This window comes from Novosphingobium mississippiense (assembly GCF_044029535.1).
GTDB lineage: Bacteria > Pseudomonadota > Alphaproteobacteria > Sphingomonadales > Sphingomonadaceae > Novosphingobium.
Genome location: NZ_CP147001.1, coordinates 1,147,367 through 1,163,995 on the forward strand (window position 1 = coordinate 1,147,367; position 16,629 = coordinate 1,163,995).

Below are 16,629 nucleotides of genomic sequence, written 5' to 3' on the forward strand. Positions count from 1 at the left end.
CGTCAGGTGTTTCCACCTGACTTGAAAATGCTCTAGGGCGAATCCCGAAATGAGCACGATTCCCGCCAATCTCCCCGAGGGCCTTGAGCCTTTCCTTGCCGATGCCGGCTGGCATGGCGCCATTGTAGAGCCGCTGGTCGGCGATGCATCCTTCCGCCGCTATTTCCGCGTGCGTGGATCGCATGGCGAATCGGCGATGCTGATGGACGCCCCGCCCCCCACCGAGGACCCACAGCCCTTCTTGCGCGCCGCGCGCTGGCTGGACGCGAACGGCATGCGTCCCCCGCGCATTCTGGCGGAGCGGGCCGATCGCGGCCTGGTGCTGATGGAAGACTTTGGCGATGCGCGGATGCGCGACTATATCGACCAGTGGCCGGATGACGAACGCGCGATCTACAAGGGCGCCGTCGATGCGCTGGTGCAACTGCACAAGCTGCCGCCCGGGCCGTTCCTCGACTATTCGATGAGCGAATACCAGCGCGAGGTGCGCCTGTTCCTGGAATGGTATGCGCCCGCCCAGAACCTCTACGTCGATGCCGCCGGCTTCACGGCCGCTTGGGAAGCCGTGCTGGGCGAAATGCTCCCCCGCCAGCGCCCCGGCGTCACCGTGCTGCGCGACTACCATGCAGAGAACATCATGTTGCTGGGCGCGCTGGAAAAGCAGGGCCTGCTGGACTTTCAGGACGCGCTGGTCGGCCACCCGGCTTATGACCTTGTCTCGCTGCTGCAGGATGCCCGCCGCGATGTCTCGCCCGAGCTTGAGGCGGAGATGTTCGACCATTACCTGCGCGCCACCGGCGTCGATGCCGAAACCTTCCTGGCCGATTACGCCCGCCTGGGCGCGCAGCGGAACACCAAGATCGTCGGCATCTTCGTGCGCCTGTTCAAGCGTGACGGCAAGCCGCGTTATCTCGACCTGATCCCGCGCGTCTGGGCCCAGCTTGAACGCGATCTGGCCCACCCGGCGCTGGAGCCGGTGGCGCGCTGGTTCGATGCCAACGTGCCGGACGAACTGCGCGCGGCCAATGGCGGGAGCTTCACTGCATGAACCAGACGCCGCTCGCCAGCGATACCGCGATGGTGCTGTCCGCCGGTATCGGCAAGCGCATGCGTCCGCTGACCGCCACCCAGCCCAAGCCGCTGGTGCGCGTGGCCGGCAAGTCGCTGATCGACCATACGCTGGACAAGCTGGATGCGGCCGGGATCGCCAAGGCCGTCGTCAACGTCCACTATCTGGCGGACGCGCTGGAAGGGCACCTGAAGGTCCGCCGCAAGGGGCCTGAAATCGCGATCTCAGACGAGCGCGAGCAGTTGCTGGAAACCGGCGGCGGCATGGTGAAGGCCGCGCCGCTGCTGCCCGACACCTTCTTCTGCCTCAACAGCGACAACATCTGGCTCGACGGTCCGGTGGACGTGTTCCACGAGCTTTCGCTGGCGTGGGATGAGGACAAGATGGACGCGCTGCTGCTGCTGGTGCCGCACCCGCGCGCGATGAACTACCGGGGTGAGGGGGACTTCCACCTCGACACCGTGGGCCATGTGATCCGCCGCAAGCCGGGCTATGTCGCGCCGTTTATCTATTCGGGCATTCAGATCGTCTCCAAGCGCCTGCTGCGCGATGCGCCGGAAGGGCCGTTCTCCACCAACCTGCTGTGGACCCGCGCGATCGAGGAAGGGCGACTGTTCGGCATCGTTCATACCGGCCTGTGGTTCGAAGTGGGCTCGCCGGACATGATCAAGCCCACCGAGGAATGGCTGACCCGTGCCTGATAGGGGCGGGCCGAAAGTCCACTCCATTGCTGCCCACCGCGGTTTCGCCGATGCCCTGGTGGCGGGGCTGGCCGCACGACATGGGGAGGGCGAACTCGGCTTCGCGCGGCTGACGCTGCTGCTGCCGAGCCGCCGCGCGGTGCGCACGGTGACGGAAGCGTTCGTGCGCCACGCCGGCGCGGTGGAAAAGCCCGGCCTGCTGCTGCCACGCATGGCGGTGGTGGGCGATCTCGACCTTGATGAGACGCTGGGCCCGCTGCTCGATCCGCTGGGCGCGGCAGACATTGCACCTGCCGCCGATCCCACGCGGCGCTGGCTGCGGCTTGCCCATTTTCTGCGCGAAGTGGATGGCGATGCGGCGGGGAAGGGCGCGGCCCTGCTGCGCCGCGCCTGGGAACTCGGCCGTACGATGGATCGCCTGCTGGTCGAGGGGATTGCCCCGCTCGATCTGATGAGCGAGCGGGTGATCGGCGTCGTCGGCGAACTCGCCAGCCACTGGACGGACAACACGCGCACGTTCCTGAAAGTGCAGCAATACTGGCTGGCGGAACTGGCCGAGCGCGGCGAGATCGACGCGCCGGAACGCCGCAACCAGTTGTTCGAGCATGCCGCGCGCGAATGGCGCGCCGCGCCGCCGCCGTTCCCGATCGTTGCGGCCGGCGTGACGAGCGCCTCGCCCGCACTGGCGAAAATGCTGCGGGTCGTCAGCGAATTGCCCGAAGGCAGCGTGGTGCTGCCGGACTTCGACCTTTCGCTGCCGGAAGACGTGTGGGACGAGCTTGGCACTGCCGGCAATTCGGCCGAGCCGGAAGACCCGCCGTTCGGCCCGCATGACGCGGTTACGCACCCGCAATATCACCTGAAGCTGTTGCTGAACCGCATGGGCGTCTCGCGCGAGGAAGTCTCCGCATGGCATCGCTCCGGCCCCGGTGCATCGCCGCCGTCGCGCAGCACGGTGATTTCCAACCTGTTCCTGCCGCCGCAGGCGTCCACGTTGTGGGTGGACCTGCCGGTAGAGAAGCGCCGCCTGCCCGGTGTGCGCCTGATGGAAAGCCCGCATCCGGAACAGGAGGCGCAGGCCATCGCCATTCTGGTGCGAGAGGCACTGGAAGTGCCCGAGCGCCGCGTCGCGGTCATCACCCCGGATCGCGGGCTTGCGGCGCGCGTGGTCGCGCATCTCACCCGCTGGGGCATTGCCGCCGACGACACTGCCGGTCAGCCGCTTTCGCAGACGGCGGCCGGACGTCTCATGCTGCTGCTGGCCGAAGTGATGGCCGATCAGGCCGCGCCGGTGCCGCTGATCGCCTTGCTGGTCCACCCGCTGGCGGGTGCGGGAGAGGGCCGCGCCCGCTGGCTGGAATCCGCGCGCAAGCTGGACCGCGAACTGCGCGGGCCGCGCCCCGGTGGTGGCCTTGCCGCACTGGCGGAGATTGCCCAGGCTCGCAAACTGGGCGAGTGGTGGGACGAAGTGGAAGCCGTGCTGGCGCCGCTTTTCGCGCTGGCGGAGGGCGATCCGCTCGACATGATGCTGGGCAAGCTGGTCGATGCGGCGGAACTTCTCTGCGGAGAGGCGATCTGGTCCGGTGCGGACGGGCGCGCACTCAGCGCTATGGTGGAGGATTTGCGCGCTGCCGCCGCCTCGGCGGGTACGTTGTTCGATCCGCGCGAACTCCATGCCACGCTGCGCGATGTGATGGACCGCGCCGCGGTGCGTCCGCCATGGGGCGGGCATCCGCGTGTATCGATCTACGGTCTGCTGGAAGCGCGCATGAGCCGCGCCGATCTGGTGATCTGTGGTGGACTGGTGGAGGGGACCTGGCCCGCGTCGCCTTCGCAGGATGCGCTGTTGCCGCCTGCCGTGCTGCGCGCGCTGGGCGTGCCGGGTGCGGACTTCCGCATCGGCCTTGCTGCGCATGACCTTGCCGCAGCATTGGGCGCACCCGAAGTGGTGCTGAGCTGGGCATTGCGCGATGCCGGAGGCCCGGTGATCCCGTCGCGCTTCGTGCTGCGCGTGAAGGCGCTGTTGGGCGAGCAGGCGGAGCGCCATGTCGAGAGCGAGGCACCTCGTCTTGCCCGCATGATCGACGATGCCGTGCCGGTGCCGGCCCATCCGCGTCCGCAACCGATGCCGAGCGTGGATCAACGCCGCGTCGATCTGTCGGTTACCGGGCTCGATCGCCTGCGCGGCGATCCTTACGAGTTCTACGCCAATGCCATCCTTGGCCTCTCGCGCCTCGATGCGTTGGATGCGGAGCCGAGCGCGGCGTGGAAGGGCGAAGTCGCGCACCTTGTCATGGAGCGCTGGCACCGCGCGGGTGAGCCGGTCGACGGGTTGCACGCGATCGCGCAGCAGGTGCTGGTGGAGAAGAACGCGCACCCATTGATGCGCGCGCTTTGGTGGCCGCGCCTGTCTGCTGCGCTCGATACGTTTCGCGATCTGGTGCTCGCGCACAAGACCCATGGCCGCCGCGTCATCGCCACGGAGGCGAAGGGCGGCATGGATTATCGCGGCATCAAGGTTCATGGCCGTGCCGACCGGCTTGACCGGCTGGCGGATGGCAAGCTGGGTGTGGTCGATTACAAGACCGGCTCGCCGCCGACGACGCGCCGCGTGGAGGAAGGCTTTGCGCTGCAACTCGGCCTAGTGGCGATGATCGCCGAGGCGGGCGGGTTCAAGGACCTTGAGGAAAAGGTCATCCAGGGCGAGGCGGAGGCGTTCGAATACTGGTCGATGGCCAAGAACAAGGATTCCATCGGCTATACCACCACCCCGCTGAAGGAAGGCAGCAAGCGCACCGGCGTGCTGCCCGATGAGTTCATGCCGCATACCGAGGACTATCTGAACGACGCGCTGGACCGCTGGATCCTCGGCACCGAACCCTTCACTGCTAGGCTCAATCCGGAACTGGGCTCGTACGCCGATTACGACCAGCTGATGCGGTTGGACGAGTGGATCACCTCGCTCGGCGGCCGTCCCCAGCCCAAGGCGGAGGAGGGCGCATGAGCGGCCCGGCTACCGTCCATCCGCTGCACGGCAACCAGATGCTGGCGGTGGACCCGCGCGATAGCGTGTGGCTTTCGGCCTCGGCCGGCACCGGCAAGACGCAGGTGCTGTCCTCGCGCGTGCTGCGGCTTTTGCTGCAGGAGGGCGTTTCGCCTTCGCAGGTGCTGTGCCTTACCTTCACCAAGGCCGGCGCCACCGAAATGGCGGCGCGTATCAACGGCACGCTGGCCGAATGGGTTCGTCTGGAAGAGACGCAGCTATTCCTGCGCCTGGACGCCATCGGCGCGCCCACCGATCCCGATACGATGGCCCGGGCGCGCACGCTGTTTGCTGCGGTGCTCGATTGCCCGGGCGGTGGGTTGCGGATCGACACCATCCACGCGTTCTCGCAATGGCTGCTGGCGACGTTCCCGCTGGAGGCCGGGCTCGTTCCCGGCACCCGGCCGATGGAGGACCGTGAGCGGACCTTGCTGGCACGGCAGGTGCTTTCCGACCTGTTGGTGGAGGCGGAACAGGCCGCGCTGGGCGACACGCATCTGCTGCGCGCCATTGCCCAGCTTTCGCTGCGCCATGGCCCGGATTCGGTGATGGACTTCCTGCTGCGTTGCGCGAACGCGCGGGAGGCGTGGTTCGGGCCGGGATCGTGGCAGGCGGGCGACATGCGCGATCATGTGCTGCGTCTGCTTGGCCTGCCCGGCGACGCGGGCGAGGACATGCTGGCGGCGATGTGCGCGGACGATCAGTTCGACGTGCGTTCGCTGCGCCGGTGCTGCGAAGTGCTGGCCGAATGGAACACCGCCACCGCGCACAAGGCGACCGATGTGCTGGTGCCCTGGCTGATGCATTCGCCGGCCAAGCGCGCCGAGCAGGTGGACGATATCTATGGCGCGCTGTTCACCAAGGACGACGCAGTCCGCAGCGCCAAGAACCTTGCGAAGTTCGAGCCGGATTACGAAGGCTATGCCACGCGCGTGGGCGAATGCCTGGCCCGTATTCGCGAGGTGAAGGCGCTGTTGGGGCTGGCCGATCGGCTCGTCCCCGCGCTGCGCCTTGGCCGTGCCTTCGCCATCGCCTGGGACGAGGCGAAGCAGCGCGAAGGCCTGATCGACTTCGACGACCAGATCCGCCGCGCTGCCGACCTGCTGCGCGGGCAGGCATCCGCCGACTGGATCCGCTACAAGCTGGACCGCCGCTTCGACCATATCCTGGTGGACGAGGCGCAGGACACCAACGCCGCGCAGTGGGACATCGTCTTCGCCATGGCGGAGGAGTTCTGGGCCGGTGAAGGCCAGCATGAGGGGGGGCATCTCGACCTGATGCGCACGCTCTTCGTGGTGGGCGACTACAAGCAGGCGATCTTCCGCTTTCAGGGCACCAGTCCGGAAAACTTCCGCCGCGCGGCGGACCGCGTGCGCGGGCTGATGGACGATGCGGCGGACAACGCCGATATGCTGCGCAGCGCGATCATGCCGCGCCGGCTTGTCGAACTGGGTCTGGACCGAAGCTTCCGCACCGCGCAGAAAGTGCTCGATTTCGTGGACGACGCCATCGGCGGCATCGGTCATGGCAATTTCGGCCTCGACCGTCCGGCGGAGCGCCATGTCGGGCAGGAACGGCCCGGTTACGTCGCGCTGTGGCGGCCGGTGGCCGAGGAGGTCGACGAAGAAGAACCCCTCGAAACCGATGACAACGACGGTGCGCAGCCCAACTGGCTTTCGCGTCCGGATCGCCAGATGGCGGAGCGGATCGCGCAACAGGTCAAGGCATGGCTCGATCCCACCGGGCCGGGCTTTGCGCTGCACAAGGGCAAACCTCGCCGCGCCCATGCGGGCGACATCATGGTCCTGGTCCGCCAGCGCAAGGAACTGGCCGGGCTGATCGTCGCGCGGCTTCATGCGGCGGGCGTGCCGGTGGCGGGCGTGGACCGTCTGCGACTGGGTGCGCCGCTGGCGGTGAAGGACTTGATCGCCGCGCTGCGCTTTGCGGTGCAGCCGCTGGACGACCTGACGCTGGCCAGCCTGCTCGTCTCGCCATTGGTGGGCTGGAGTCAGGAGCAATTGCTGCGCTTCGGCCATCGAGAAAAGCGCGTGCGGCTATGGGATCACTTGCGCACGCAATCCGGCCCCGAAATCGGCATGGCCATGCAGCAGTTGGGCGATCTGCTGGCGCTGGCGGACTATGCACCGCCGCAGGCCACGCTGCACTGGTTGCTGGTCGGCCCGTGGCAGGCCCGCCGCAAGCTGGTCGCGCGGCTGGGCACCGAGGCGAACGACCCGATCGACGAACTGGTCAACGCCGCGCAGGCCTATGTCATGACCGATACGCCCAGCCTGGCGGGCTTCCTGGCATGGTTCGACGCCGGGGATGGCGAGTTGAAGCGAGAGGCCGATGCCGCGCAGGGCCTTGTCCGCGTGATGACCGCGCACGGATCGAAGGGCCTGCAGGCGCCCATCGTCATCCTTGCCGACGCCACCGGCAATCCCGAAGCCGCCCGCGAACGGGGCTTCGAACTCTCCGACCCGCGCGAGGCGCGCCGCAAGGTGCCGCTGCCGCCGCTGGCGAAGGACGAGAAGGTCGGCCGCATCGCCGCGCAGATCGCCGACAATCGCGAAGGGGACGAGCAGGAGCACTGGCGCCTGCTCTACGTCGCCATGACCCGCGCCGAGGAAGCGCTGTTCGTCGGCGGCGCGCTGGGCAAGCGCGATACGGACGGCCCGGCTGAGAAAAGCTGGTTCGCCCGCTTGCGCACGCTGTTCGAGGACGGCGCCGAGGTGGAGGACGCGATCTGGGGCATGCGGTGCGAATACGGCACGCCGCCCGCGCCGCTTCCGGCCGAGGTCGTTTCCGTCGAACTGCCGCTGCGCGAGCCGCTGCCGCGTTGGCTGGAGCGCGTGGCCCCCGCCGAACCGCGCCCGCCGCGCCCGCTGGCACCGTCCGCACTGGGTGAGGACGATGCCCCCGATCCGCCGTTCCCGCCCGGAGCCGGCCGCGATGCCCTGCGGCGCGGTACGCTGGTGCACAAGCTGCTGGAACGCCTGCCGCAAGTTTCGATCGATGCGCGTGAGGAGGCAGGCTGGCAGTGGCTGGCCCGCAACGCCGCCGATCTGGATGAAACCGCGCGTCAGGCCATGCTGGACAGTGCCTTGGCGGTGCTGGGCAATCCCGATTGGGCGGACCTGTTCGGGCCGCAGAGCCTTGCCGAAGTGCCGGTGGCCGCCGTCGTCGGCGGGCAGGTGGTCGCGGGCACGATCGACCGTCTGGTGGTGGAGCCCGACCGCGTGCGACTGGTCGATTACAAGACCGCGCGCCGTCCGCCGGAACGGCTGGATCAGGTGCCGCGGGGCGTCCTGCGGCAGATGGCGGCCTATGCCGCCGCGCTGGAAGTGGCCTTTCCGGGCCGTGCGGTGGAGGTGGCCTTGCTCTACACTTCCGTTCCGCGTCTGATCGAAGTTCCGCGCGCGGCGCTGGAGGCGAACAAGCCGGACTTTGCACAGGTCCAGTAAAGCTATGTGGTTGGGGACGTTGCCACGCAACAATTCGTCCCTAGATTGCGTTCAACCCGAGATACCCCCGAGGAGTTCAATTTCATGGCGACCATCGCTGTTACCGACGCCAGCTTCGAAGACGACGTTCTGAAGTCCGACAAGCCGGTGCTCGTCGATTTCTGGGCCGACTGGTGCGGCCCCTGCAAGATGATCGGCCCCGCTCTCGAAGAGATCAGCGAGGAACTGGGCGACAAGGTGACCATCGCCAAGATGGACATCATGGCCAACACCGGCATCCCGGCCGAGATCGGCGTGAAGTCGATCCCGCTGATGGTGCTGTTCAAGGACGGCCAGGCCGTTGCGCAGAAGCTGGGCGCCGCGCCCAAGAGCGCACTGAAGGGCTGGCTCGAAGGCGAACTGTAAAGAGTTCGCCGGGGCACCGATTTCCCCGAGCAGTAAGTGCAAAAACCCCTTCGGCAGCGATGCCGGAGGGGTTTTTGTTTGCTTCGTGTAAACGGACTCTCAGTCCTTGCGGACCAGAGCCACGCGCAGTCCGGCGTCTCCATCCACCGTGATGGCTTGCCCATTGGACAGGCTGACGTTTTGCGTCATCTGGATGGTGCGATCGCCCGCGCCCGCGCAGTTGTCGAGATCGGCCGGGCGTGTCCACTCGATCCGGAGGGCATAGCTGTCCGGATTGCTTTCGCCGGAGTAGCTTTGGTTGAGCGATACGGTCACCCGGCGGGATACGTTCTGGCGCCGTGATGGCACATCCACGCAGCGGGTGGGCGCGGCATCGCTCTTTTCCTGCGAATAGCGTGCGCCAGCACCGCGGGATACCGCCAGTTCACCCCTGCCACAGCAGTTCCGATCCGGCCGTCACGCGTACATTCACACGCTGCACGCGGTCGGTGCCGCTTGTACCGACGGCTCTGGGCGTAAGAACCGGCGGCGGGATGGCCGTGGTCTGGATGGGTGGGGGCGGCGGCGCGGCGGCAATCGCGGTCTGGGCCATTAACAGGGCAAGCATAGTTGGCATCGTTCATTCCCCTTGTCGCAAGGGTACGGCTATCTCGCCCGGGAATTTAAGAATGCATTACGTTCGGCAGAGAGTGGCGATTACAATTTGGTCAAGATCAGGATGATGCAATCATTGCATAATTCCAGATTGGGCGGTGTTGGCCGCATGGTTGGGCGATTGCGGGTTTGCTGCAGCAAGGACCAACTCGGCGTGCGGGAGCTGATCGAGCGCCAGCCGTTTCCACAACGGATGATGGGCAATTCGGGTGCACAATGCCGCCCAGAAAGCGCCTTCGCCTGAGAGCGGATGCCCGTCGTTCTTGGGCCAGGCGCGATGCAGCAGGTCTTTCGCAAGATCGGCGTGACCCGACAGGGCCAGATCGGCAAGGGCTTGGACCGTTACGGGCGTGCCCGTGCCTGATTCCGGTGGATAGAGTTGGGCAACCGCATGTCTGTCTTTCGCCCATTCGTGCAGTTCATGGCGCATCGCGGCCAGGCGGGCCTCAAGTTGCCGGGCAGATGGAGGAAATTTGCCCAGGGCGACGAAATCGAGCGCGAAATCGCCACCTTGCGGGCTCGATTTCCAGCGAACGGGCAGGTTCACGATTATCGCCCCGGCATGAGGGGCGCCGTTGAAGAACTCGATATCGAAAGGCAGCTCGAACGCGGGCAAGGGGCCTTCCGAGTGGACCGCCACGCTATCCATCCGCTCACCCTGCAACTGGCGTATCGCAAGTGCTGGCGTCAGCGTGACGACGAACAGATCGCCAAAACCGCCCGAGCCGCCACTGTCGCCAAGGATCACCAGGCTCGGCGCGGAGGCTGGCGAACTTGCGATCCACAAGGGCGTCACACTCATATACCTCGCGCCCAGCGGCGTAACCTTTTTGCCCTGCTGGACGGCGACGCCACGGCAGAAGTCGTCGGTATCGCCGCCGGGCGGGCAGGGGGTGACGATCACGGCATCGCTGCCGTTCTGCCAGATTGCGCCCAGGGGTTGAGGGGCGGCTTCGGCAACTCCGGCGAGTGCCAGCGAAGGAAGACTTGCGAGCAGAAAGAAGGGGATACGCATCCGAAGCCGCCTGTGAAATGCGGCTTCAAGTCTCAACCGGCGCGCTTCGCCGGTCAAGGCGGCGTCCATGTGCTTTCAGGGGAAAGCGATTTTCCTACCTCGCCGCGATCTGTCACTGTTCGGGAAGGCAAGGTTCTTTGAAATCGTCGGAAATCCGGGGCTGTACCGCTCGCAAGGTGACAGATGGAGCGTCCAAGGTGACACTTTGGCACAAGGTGACGCCTTTTGCCTCAGGACCGTGTCAACCGTGTCAACCGAAGTGTCACCTTGTGGCGGAGGCGATCAGGCCTCCAGGGCGGCGAGGCGGGTGGCAAGGTCTTCGAACAGCGCGGGCGATGCGGCGCCGATCAGGCCCTTCCGCTCGATCTCGTCCACGCGATAGGGGCTGCCATCCGGGCGCGCGGCCATGCCGCCGGCTTCGTTGAGGAACAGCGCGCCGGCTGCGTGGTCCCACGGCAGGGTGCGCTCGAAGATGGCCACGTCGTTCTGGCCGAGCGCGAGACGGGGATATTGCTCGGCGGCGCAGCGGGGGATGTCGACCATGCGGTAGTGCGGGGCGACTTCCGTGCGGATGCGTTCGCGGCGCGATTCGTCGGTGAAGATCAGCGAGATCGCGGCGACGGGCGGCTCCTCGCCGGTGGCACGGGCGCTGAGGCGTTCGCCGTTCACCCAGGCGCCGCCGCCGGCCGATGCGTGGCAGAATCGGCCGGTCAGGCAATCGAGGATCCAGCCGCCCAGCGTCTCGCCCTTGTCGGCCAGCGCGATCAGCATGCCGAAAGGCGCCTTGCCCGAGGCGAAGTTGTTGGTGCCGTCGAGCGGGTCGACGATCCAGCAGAGCCGGTCCTTCAGCTTCAGCAGTTCGTTCTCGTCGGCGAAGGTCGCTTCCTCACCCACCACGGCGGCTTCGGGCAGGAGGGCGGTGAGGCGTTCGGTCAGGATCGCCTCGCTCTGCCGGTCGGCCACAGTGACGACGTCGTTCACCGCCTTGCTGATGATCTGCTCGCTCGTCAGCGACTGGTAGAATGGCAGGATCACATCGCGGGTAACCTCGCGCATGATCGTTTCGACCGCGATGTGGAGCGTGGGGGTGATCATGCGAAAGGCCTTCAGTGTGGGGGTCAGGTAAGCGGGATCATGACCTGCTGGGCATAGCCCTTGCGCTCACGGATGCGGGCGTACCATTCGGTGAGCGCCGGGAACTCCGGTCGCTCCAGCCCGAATTGGTCGAGCGGCAGGCTGAACCAGGTGTAGGCGTAGACGCCCATGGGAATGTCGCCGATGCCGAACTGGCTGCCGGAGAGCCAGGGCTTTTCGGTGAGGGCGCGCTCCAGCACGGTTAGATGGGCGATGCAGGTCTTCACGTCGCGGTCGATGGCGGCCATGTCCCACCGATCGCGCGGGGTGCGGGCCATCGCCAGGAAAGGCACTCGCTGCGCCTCGGCATAGGTGATCTGCCAGTCCATCCAGCGGTTGGCCAGCGCCCGGTCGATGGGGTCGCGCTGGAACCAGCGCTCACCGCCGTATTCGGCCGCCATGTAGCGCAGGATCGCGTTCGATTCCCAAAGCGAGAGCTTGCCGTCCTCGATCATCGGCACCAGCCGGTTCGGGTTCTTGGCGAGGTACTCGTCCGTATAGCCGAACTGGCCGCCGATATCGTGGCGGACGTAGTTCAGGCCCAGTTCCTCTGCGAACCAGGCGACCTTCTTGACGTTGTGGGAGTTGAGACGACCCCAGATCGTGAACACGGGTGCGGCCATCGCTTAGCTCCGATAATCAGCGTTGATCGAGATGTAGCCGTGCGTCAGATCGCAGGTCCACACGGTGGCGGCGCCTTCGCCAAGGCCCAGATCGACCTCGATGGTGACGTCCTGCCCCTTGAGGTGGGCGGCGACGGGGGTCTCGTCGTAGTCGGCGAGCGGCAGCCCCTCGCGCGCGGCCCAGGTGCCGCCGAAGCCGATCGAGAGCTTGTCGCGGTCGGCCGGTTCGCCCGCCTTGCCCACGGCCATGACGACGCGGCCCCAGTTGGCGTCCTCGCCCGCGATCGCGGTCTTCACCAGCGGCGAGTTGGCGATGGCCATGCCGACCTTTCGGGCGCTTTCATCGGAAACGGCGCCGGAAACAGCCACTTCGATGAACTTCTGCGCGCCTTCGCCATCGCGCACGACGAGGTGGGCCAGCTGGCGGCAGACGTCATGGATCGCGGCGGCAAAGGCGTGGGCGCCGGGCGAGGCGATCGAGGAGATCGGCGCGTTGCCGGCCTTGCCGGTGGCGAAGGCAAGTACGGTGTCGCTGGTGGAAGTGTCCGAAATCGACGGTGATGCAGGAGAAGGTGCGGAAGTTCGCGGCGGAGAGGCATTCCTGAAGGAAGGCAGGCTCCACGGCGGCGTCGGTGAAGATATAGCCCAGCATCGTCGCCATGTCCGGCGCGATCATGCCCGAGCCCTTGATGACGGCGGCAAGAGTGACCTTAATGTCGCCGATCATGGCGGTGGCCGTGGCGCCCTTGGCGAACGTGTCGGTGGTGGAAATCGTGTTGGCCACCTCTTCCCACGAGCAGGGCTCTGCGGTGAGCGCCTTCTCCACGCCTTCGCGCGCCTTGTCCTTGGGCAGCGGCACGCCGATCACGCCGGTGGAAGAGACGAAGACCTGTTCGCGCGGGCAGCCGATATGGGCGGCAACCTGGTCCATGATCTGCTCCACCGCCTCACGCCCGCGGTAGCCGGTGAAGGCGTTGGAATTGCCGGCGTTGACGACGAGTGCGCGGGCGTGGCCCTGCTTCACATTGTCACGGCCCAATTCCACTTCGCTGGAGCAGCACAGGTTCCTGGTGAACACGCCGGCAACGGCGGTGCCTTCGTCCAGCTCCACATACGTCAAGTCGCATCGGCCCCAGTCCTTGTACCCGGCACGCACGACGTGCGGGGTGACGCCGGCGATCGGCGGCATGGCGGGGAAGGGCGAGGCGAGCGGTGAGGTGGGATAGGCCATGGCGGGTGCGTAGCGCATGACCATGACAGGTCAATAGTCGCTGCAATTCCAGATCGCCTCGCAAGTATCATGGCGATCTTCCGTGCGTAAATCGGGTTGCGGCGCTCTCTTGTGTGGACAGGGCGGAAAGCGGCCCCTATCTGATCCGCCATGGCAAACCGCCTGCTACTCACCCTGCTGGCCCTGTTGACGGGCCTTGCCGCGCAGATCGGCCCTGCCGATGCGCGCGCGTCGCAGGTGGCCAGCCTGCAGGTCGTGCTGACCGAAGCCGCCGTGGCCGCCAAGGCTCCGCGCGCGCCGGTGGCCTTGGCCCAATTGCCCGAACCCGGGCTGCGCAACACCCGTCGCCATGCGCCGCCGCTTGTCGCGGTGCCGGATTCGCCGGCGGTGCCTTCGGTCCTGACCGGGATAGACCGGGCGCGCGAATAAGCGCGCCGTCTGCATTTCGCATCTTCGCGAAAACCTAATTTCACGCGCTCCGCCACGGGCGGTTGCGCGCATATTCGACATTCTCGACTTAAAACGAAAACAGGGATTCCCGCCATGTTCGGCGCACTCGCCAAGTCCATTTTCGGCTCGTCCAACGACCGCTACGTCAAGTCGCTCGACAAGATCGTCGCCCAGATCAACGCTTTCGAGCCCGTCCTTGAAGCGATGAGTGATGACGAACTGAGCGCGCAGACCGCCAAGTTCCGTCACCAGCTGTCCGAAGGCAGCACGCTGGATCAGATCATGCCCGAAGCTTTCGCTACCGTGCGCGAAGCGTCGAAGCGCGTGTTCGGCATGCGCCACTTCGACGTGCAGCTGATCGGCGGCATCGTGCTCCACCGCGGTGAAATCGCGGAAATGCGCACGGGTGAAGGCAAGACGCTGGTGGCAACCACCGCCACCTACCTCAACGCGCTGGAAGGCAAAGGCGTCCACGTTGTTACCGTCAACGATTACCTCGCCCGCCGCGACGCGGAGCAGATGGGCAAGCTGCACGGTTTCCTGGGCCTGACCGTCGGCGTGATCGTGCCGAACCTCAACGAGTACGAGCGTCGCGACGCCTATGGCGCCGACATCACGTATGGCACCAACAACGAATTCGGCTTCGACTACCTGCGCGACAACATGAAGCATGAGCGCAGCCAGATGGTGCAGCGCCCCTTCAACTTCGCGATCGTCGACGAAGTCGACTCGATCCTGATCGACGAAGCGCGCACGCCGCTGATCATTTCGGGCCCGACCGACGACAAGTCGGAACTCTACATGCAGGTCGACGTCGTCGTTAAGCAGTTCCTGCCCGAGGACTACGAGACCGACGAGAAGACCAAGAACATCAGCCTGACCGAAGACGGCGTCGAGAAGGCGGAGCGTATGCTCGAAGCCGCCGGCCTGCTGGTCGGTTCGAACCTCTACGACGTAGAGAACACGCAGGTGGTCCACCACCTCGACCAGAGCCTCAAGGCCGTGGTCATGTTCAAGCGCGATACGGACTACATCGTGAAGGACGACAAGGTCGTCATCATCGACGAGTTCACCGGCCGCATGATGGATGGCCGCCGTTGGTCGAACGGCCTGCACCAGGCAGTCGAGGCCAAGGAAGGCGTGCGGATCGAGCCGGAGAACCAGACGCTCGCCTCGATCACCTTCCAGAACTACTTCCGCATGTACCCGAAGCTTTCGGGCATGACCGGCACGGCTGCCACCGAGGCGGCCGAGTTCTACGACATCTACAAGATGAACGTCGTCACCATCCCGACCAACGTGCCGATCCAGCGCATCGACGAAGAGGACGAGTTCTACAAGAACACGCTCGACAAGTTCGGCGCCATCGCCAAGCTGATCCGCGACAAGCACGAGATCGGCCAGCCTGTCCTCGTCGGCACGGTGTCGATCGAGAAGTCGGAACTGCTGTCGGACTTCCTGACCAAGGAAGGCGTCAAGCACTCCGTCCTCAACGCCCGTTTCCATGAGATGGAAGCGCACATCGTCGCGCAGGCCGGCAGCCTTGGCGCGGTGACGATCGCCACCAACATGGCCGGTCGCGGCACCGATATCCAGCTGGGCGGCAACGTCGAGTTCCGCGTGGAAGACGAACTGCGCGACATGGCCGAAGGTCCGGAGCGCGATGCCGCCATCGCCACGATCAAGGCCGAAGTGGCCGAGCAGAAGCGCTTCGTCCTTGCGGCAGGCGGCCTCTGCGTGATCGGCACGGAACGTCACGAGAGCCGCCGCATCGACAACCAGCTGCGCGGCCGTTCGGGCCGTCAGGGCGATCCGGGCCTGTCGAAGTTCTACCTCTGCCTTGAGGATGACCTGCTGCGCATCTTCGGGCCGGACACCCTGTTCGCCAAGATGATGAACAGCAATCTGGCCGATGGCGAGGCGATCGGTTCCAAGTGGCTGTCCAAGGCGATCGAGACCGCGCAGAAGAAGGTCGAGGCGCGCAACTACGAAGTGCGCAAGCAGGTCGTCGAATACGACGACGTGATGAACGACCAGCGCAAGGTCATCTACGAGCAGCGTTCGGACATCATGGATGCCGACACGGTCGACGATGTCGTGATCGACATGCGCAACGACACCGTGAACGCCATCGTTGCCGATACCTGCCCGCAGGGTTCCTATCCGGAGCACTGGAATATCGAGGGGCTGAAGACCAAGTCGGCGGAAATGCTGGCGCTGGAAGTCCCGATCGAAGCGTGGATCGACGAGGACGGGATCGATCCCGAACTGATCGAGGAACGCATTGCCGCCATGGCTGAGGCGCACATGGCCGAGAAGATGGCCAATGACGATCCGGCGATCTGGCGTCAGGTCGAAAAGTCGATCCTGCTCGATCGTATCGACCACTACTGGAAGGAGCACCTCGCCACGCTGGACGCGCTGCGTCAGGTGGTGTTCCTGCGCGCTTATGCCCAGAAGACGCCGATCAACGAGTACAAGACCGAAGCCTTCGGCCTGTTCGAGCGCATGCTGGAAACCATCCGCGAGGATGTGACCCGCATTCTCTCGGTCAGCCAGCTGCAGATTCCGGAGCCGGTGCAGCTTCCCGAACTGCCGGACTTCCTGACCGGCCACATCGATCCGCTGACCGGTATCGACAACTCGAACGACGGCGACGGTTCGGCCCTGATGCCCGAACTGTTCGGCTCGCTGGCGGGCAGCCCGCAGGCCGGCGTCGGCCCCGGCGCCACGGGTGAGAACCCCTATGCGGACCTGCCGATCAGCCGCAACGCCCTGTGCCCCTGCGGTTCGGGCCAGAAGTACAAGCACTGCCACGGCGCTTTGGCGTAAGGCGGAAA

Annotated in this window: 12 protein-coding genes and 1 pseudogene; 7 read left to right on the forward strand and 6 right to left on the reverse strand. The window is 65.9% G+C overall.

The window, feature by feature from the left end; genetic code table 11:
• Window positions 1-49: 49 nt before the first annotated feature.
• From WBP06_RS05340 to trxA, 5 genes are all read left to right on the forward strand, one after another.
• Window positions 50-1,048 (forward strand): aminoglycoside phosphotransferase family protein, encoded by a 999-nt coding sequence (locus WBP06_RS05340; protein WP_395332593.1) that lies wholly within the window; start codon window positions 50-52, stop codon window positions 1,046-1,048.
• Complete coding sequence (locus WBP06_RS05345) at window positions 1,045-1,770, forward strand: nucleotidyltransferase family protein (protein ID WP_395332595.1); 726 nt, start codon at window positions 1,045-1,047, stop codon at window positions 1,768-1,770. The genes WBP06_RS05340 and WBP06_RS05345 overlap by 4 nt, the downstream gene beginning before the upstream one ends.
• On the forward strand, window positions 1,763-4,774 hold the full coding sequence (locus WBP06_RS05350) for a PD-(D/E)XK nuclease family protein (RefSeq protein ID WP_395332597.1): 3,012 nt from the start codon (window positions 1,763-1,765) through the stop codon (window positions 4,772-4,774). The genes WBP06_RS05345 and WBP06_RS05350 overlap by 8 nt, the downstream gene beginning before the upstream one ends.
• The gene (addA, locus tag WBP06_RS05355; protein ID WP_395332599.1) at window positions 4,771-8,277 is read left to right on the forward strand and encodes a double-strand break repair helicase AddA; all 3,507 of its coding nucleotides are present in this window, start codon (window positions 4,771-4,773) and stop codon (window positions 8,275-8,277) included. Before WBP06_RS05350 ends, addA begins: the two co-directional genes overlap by 4 nt.
• 84 nt (window positions 8,278-8,361) lie before the next feature.
• The gene (gene trxA / locus WBP06_RS05360) at window positions 8,362-8,682 is read left to right on the forward strand and encodes a thioredoxin (protein ID WP_395332601.1); all 321 of its coding nucleotides are present in this window, start codon (window positions 8,362-8,364) and stop codon (window positions 8,680-8,682) included.
• A gap of 99 nt (window positions 8,683-8,781) precedes the next feature.
• Here trxA and WBP06_RS05365 read toward each other — a convergent pair whose 3' ends face one another.
• The 6 genes and pseudogenes from WBP06_RS05365 to argJ form a co-directional block, all read right to left on the reverse strand.
• Window positions 8,782-9,030 carry a hypothetical protein gene (locus WBP06_RS05365; protein ID WP_395332603.1) on the reverse strand — a complete coding sequence of 83 codons (249 nt, stop codon included), beginning with the start codon at window positions 9,028-9,030 and terminating at the stop codon, window positions 8,782-8,784.
• A 76-nt stretch (window positions 9,031-9,106) separates the two neighbouring features.
• Window positions 9,107-9,298, reverse strand: coding sequence for a hypothetical protein (locus WBP06_RS05370; protein ID WP_395332605.1), 192 nt, complete (start codon window positions 9,296-9,298; stop codon window positions 9,107-9,109).
• Window positions 9,299-9,409: 111 nt separating this feature from the next.
• The gene (locus tag WBP06_RS05375) at window positions 9,410-10,408 is read right to left on the reverse strand and encodes a hypothetical protein (RefSeq protein WP_395332607.1); all 999 of its coding nucleotides are present in this window, start codon (window positions 10,406-10,408) and stop codon (window positions 9,410-9,412) included.
• 225 nt (window positions 10,409-10,633) lie between these two features.
• The gene (locus WBP06_RS05380) at window positions 10,634-11,446 is read right to left on the reverse strand and encodes an inositol monophosphatase family protein (RefSeq protein WP_395332609.1); all 813 of its coding nucleotides are present in this window, start codon (window positions 11,444-11,446) and stop codon (window positions 10,634-10,636) included.
• A 23-nt stretch (window positions 11,447-11,469) separates the two neighbouring features.
• Complete coding sequence (locus tag WBP06_RS05385) at window positions 11,470-12,108, reverse strand: glutathione S-transferase family protein (protein WP_395332611.1); 639 nt, start codon at window positions 12,106-12,108, stop codon at window positions 11,470-11,472.
• Between the two features lie 3 nt (window positions 12,109-12,111).
• Window positions 12,112-13,339 (reverse strand): annotated as a pseudogene (argJ, locus tag WBP06_RS05390) (bifunctional glutamate N-acetyltransferase/amino-acid acetyltransferase ArgJ).
• Window positions 13,340-13,489: 150 nt separating this feature from the next.
• On the opposite strand from argJ, the gene WBP06_RS05395 reads away from it, so the two are divergent.
• Both WBP06_RS05395 and secA read left to right on the forward strand, forming a co-directional pair.
• Window positions 13,490-13,768: a hypothetical protein gene (locus tag WBP06_RS05395; RefSeq protein WP_395332613.1), complete on the forward strand. Its 279-nt coding sequence runs from the start codon at window positions 13,490-13,492 to the stop codon at window positions 13,766-13,768.
• Window positions 13,769-13,882: 114 nt separating this feature from the next.
• The gene (gene secA / locus WBP06_RS05400; protein ID WP_395332615.1) at window positions 13,883-16,621 is read left to right on the forward strand and encodes a preprotein translocase subunit SecA; all 2,739 of its coding nucleotides are present in this window, start codon (window positions 13,883-13,885) and stop codon (window positions 16,619-16,621) included.
• Window positions 16,622-16,629 lie beyond the last annotated feature (8 nt).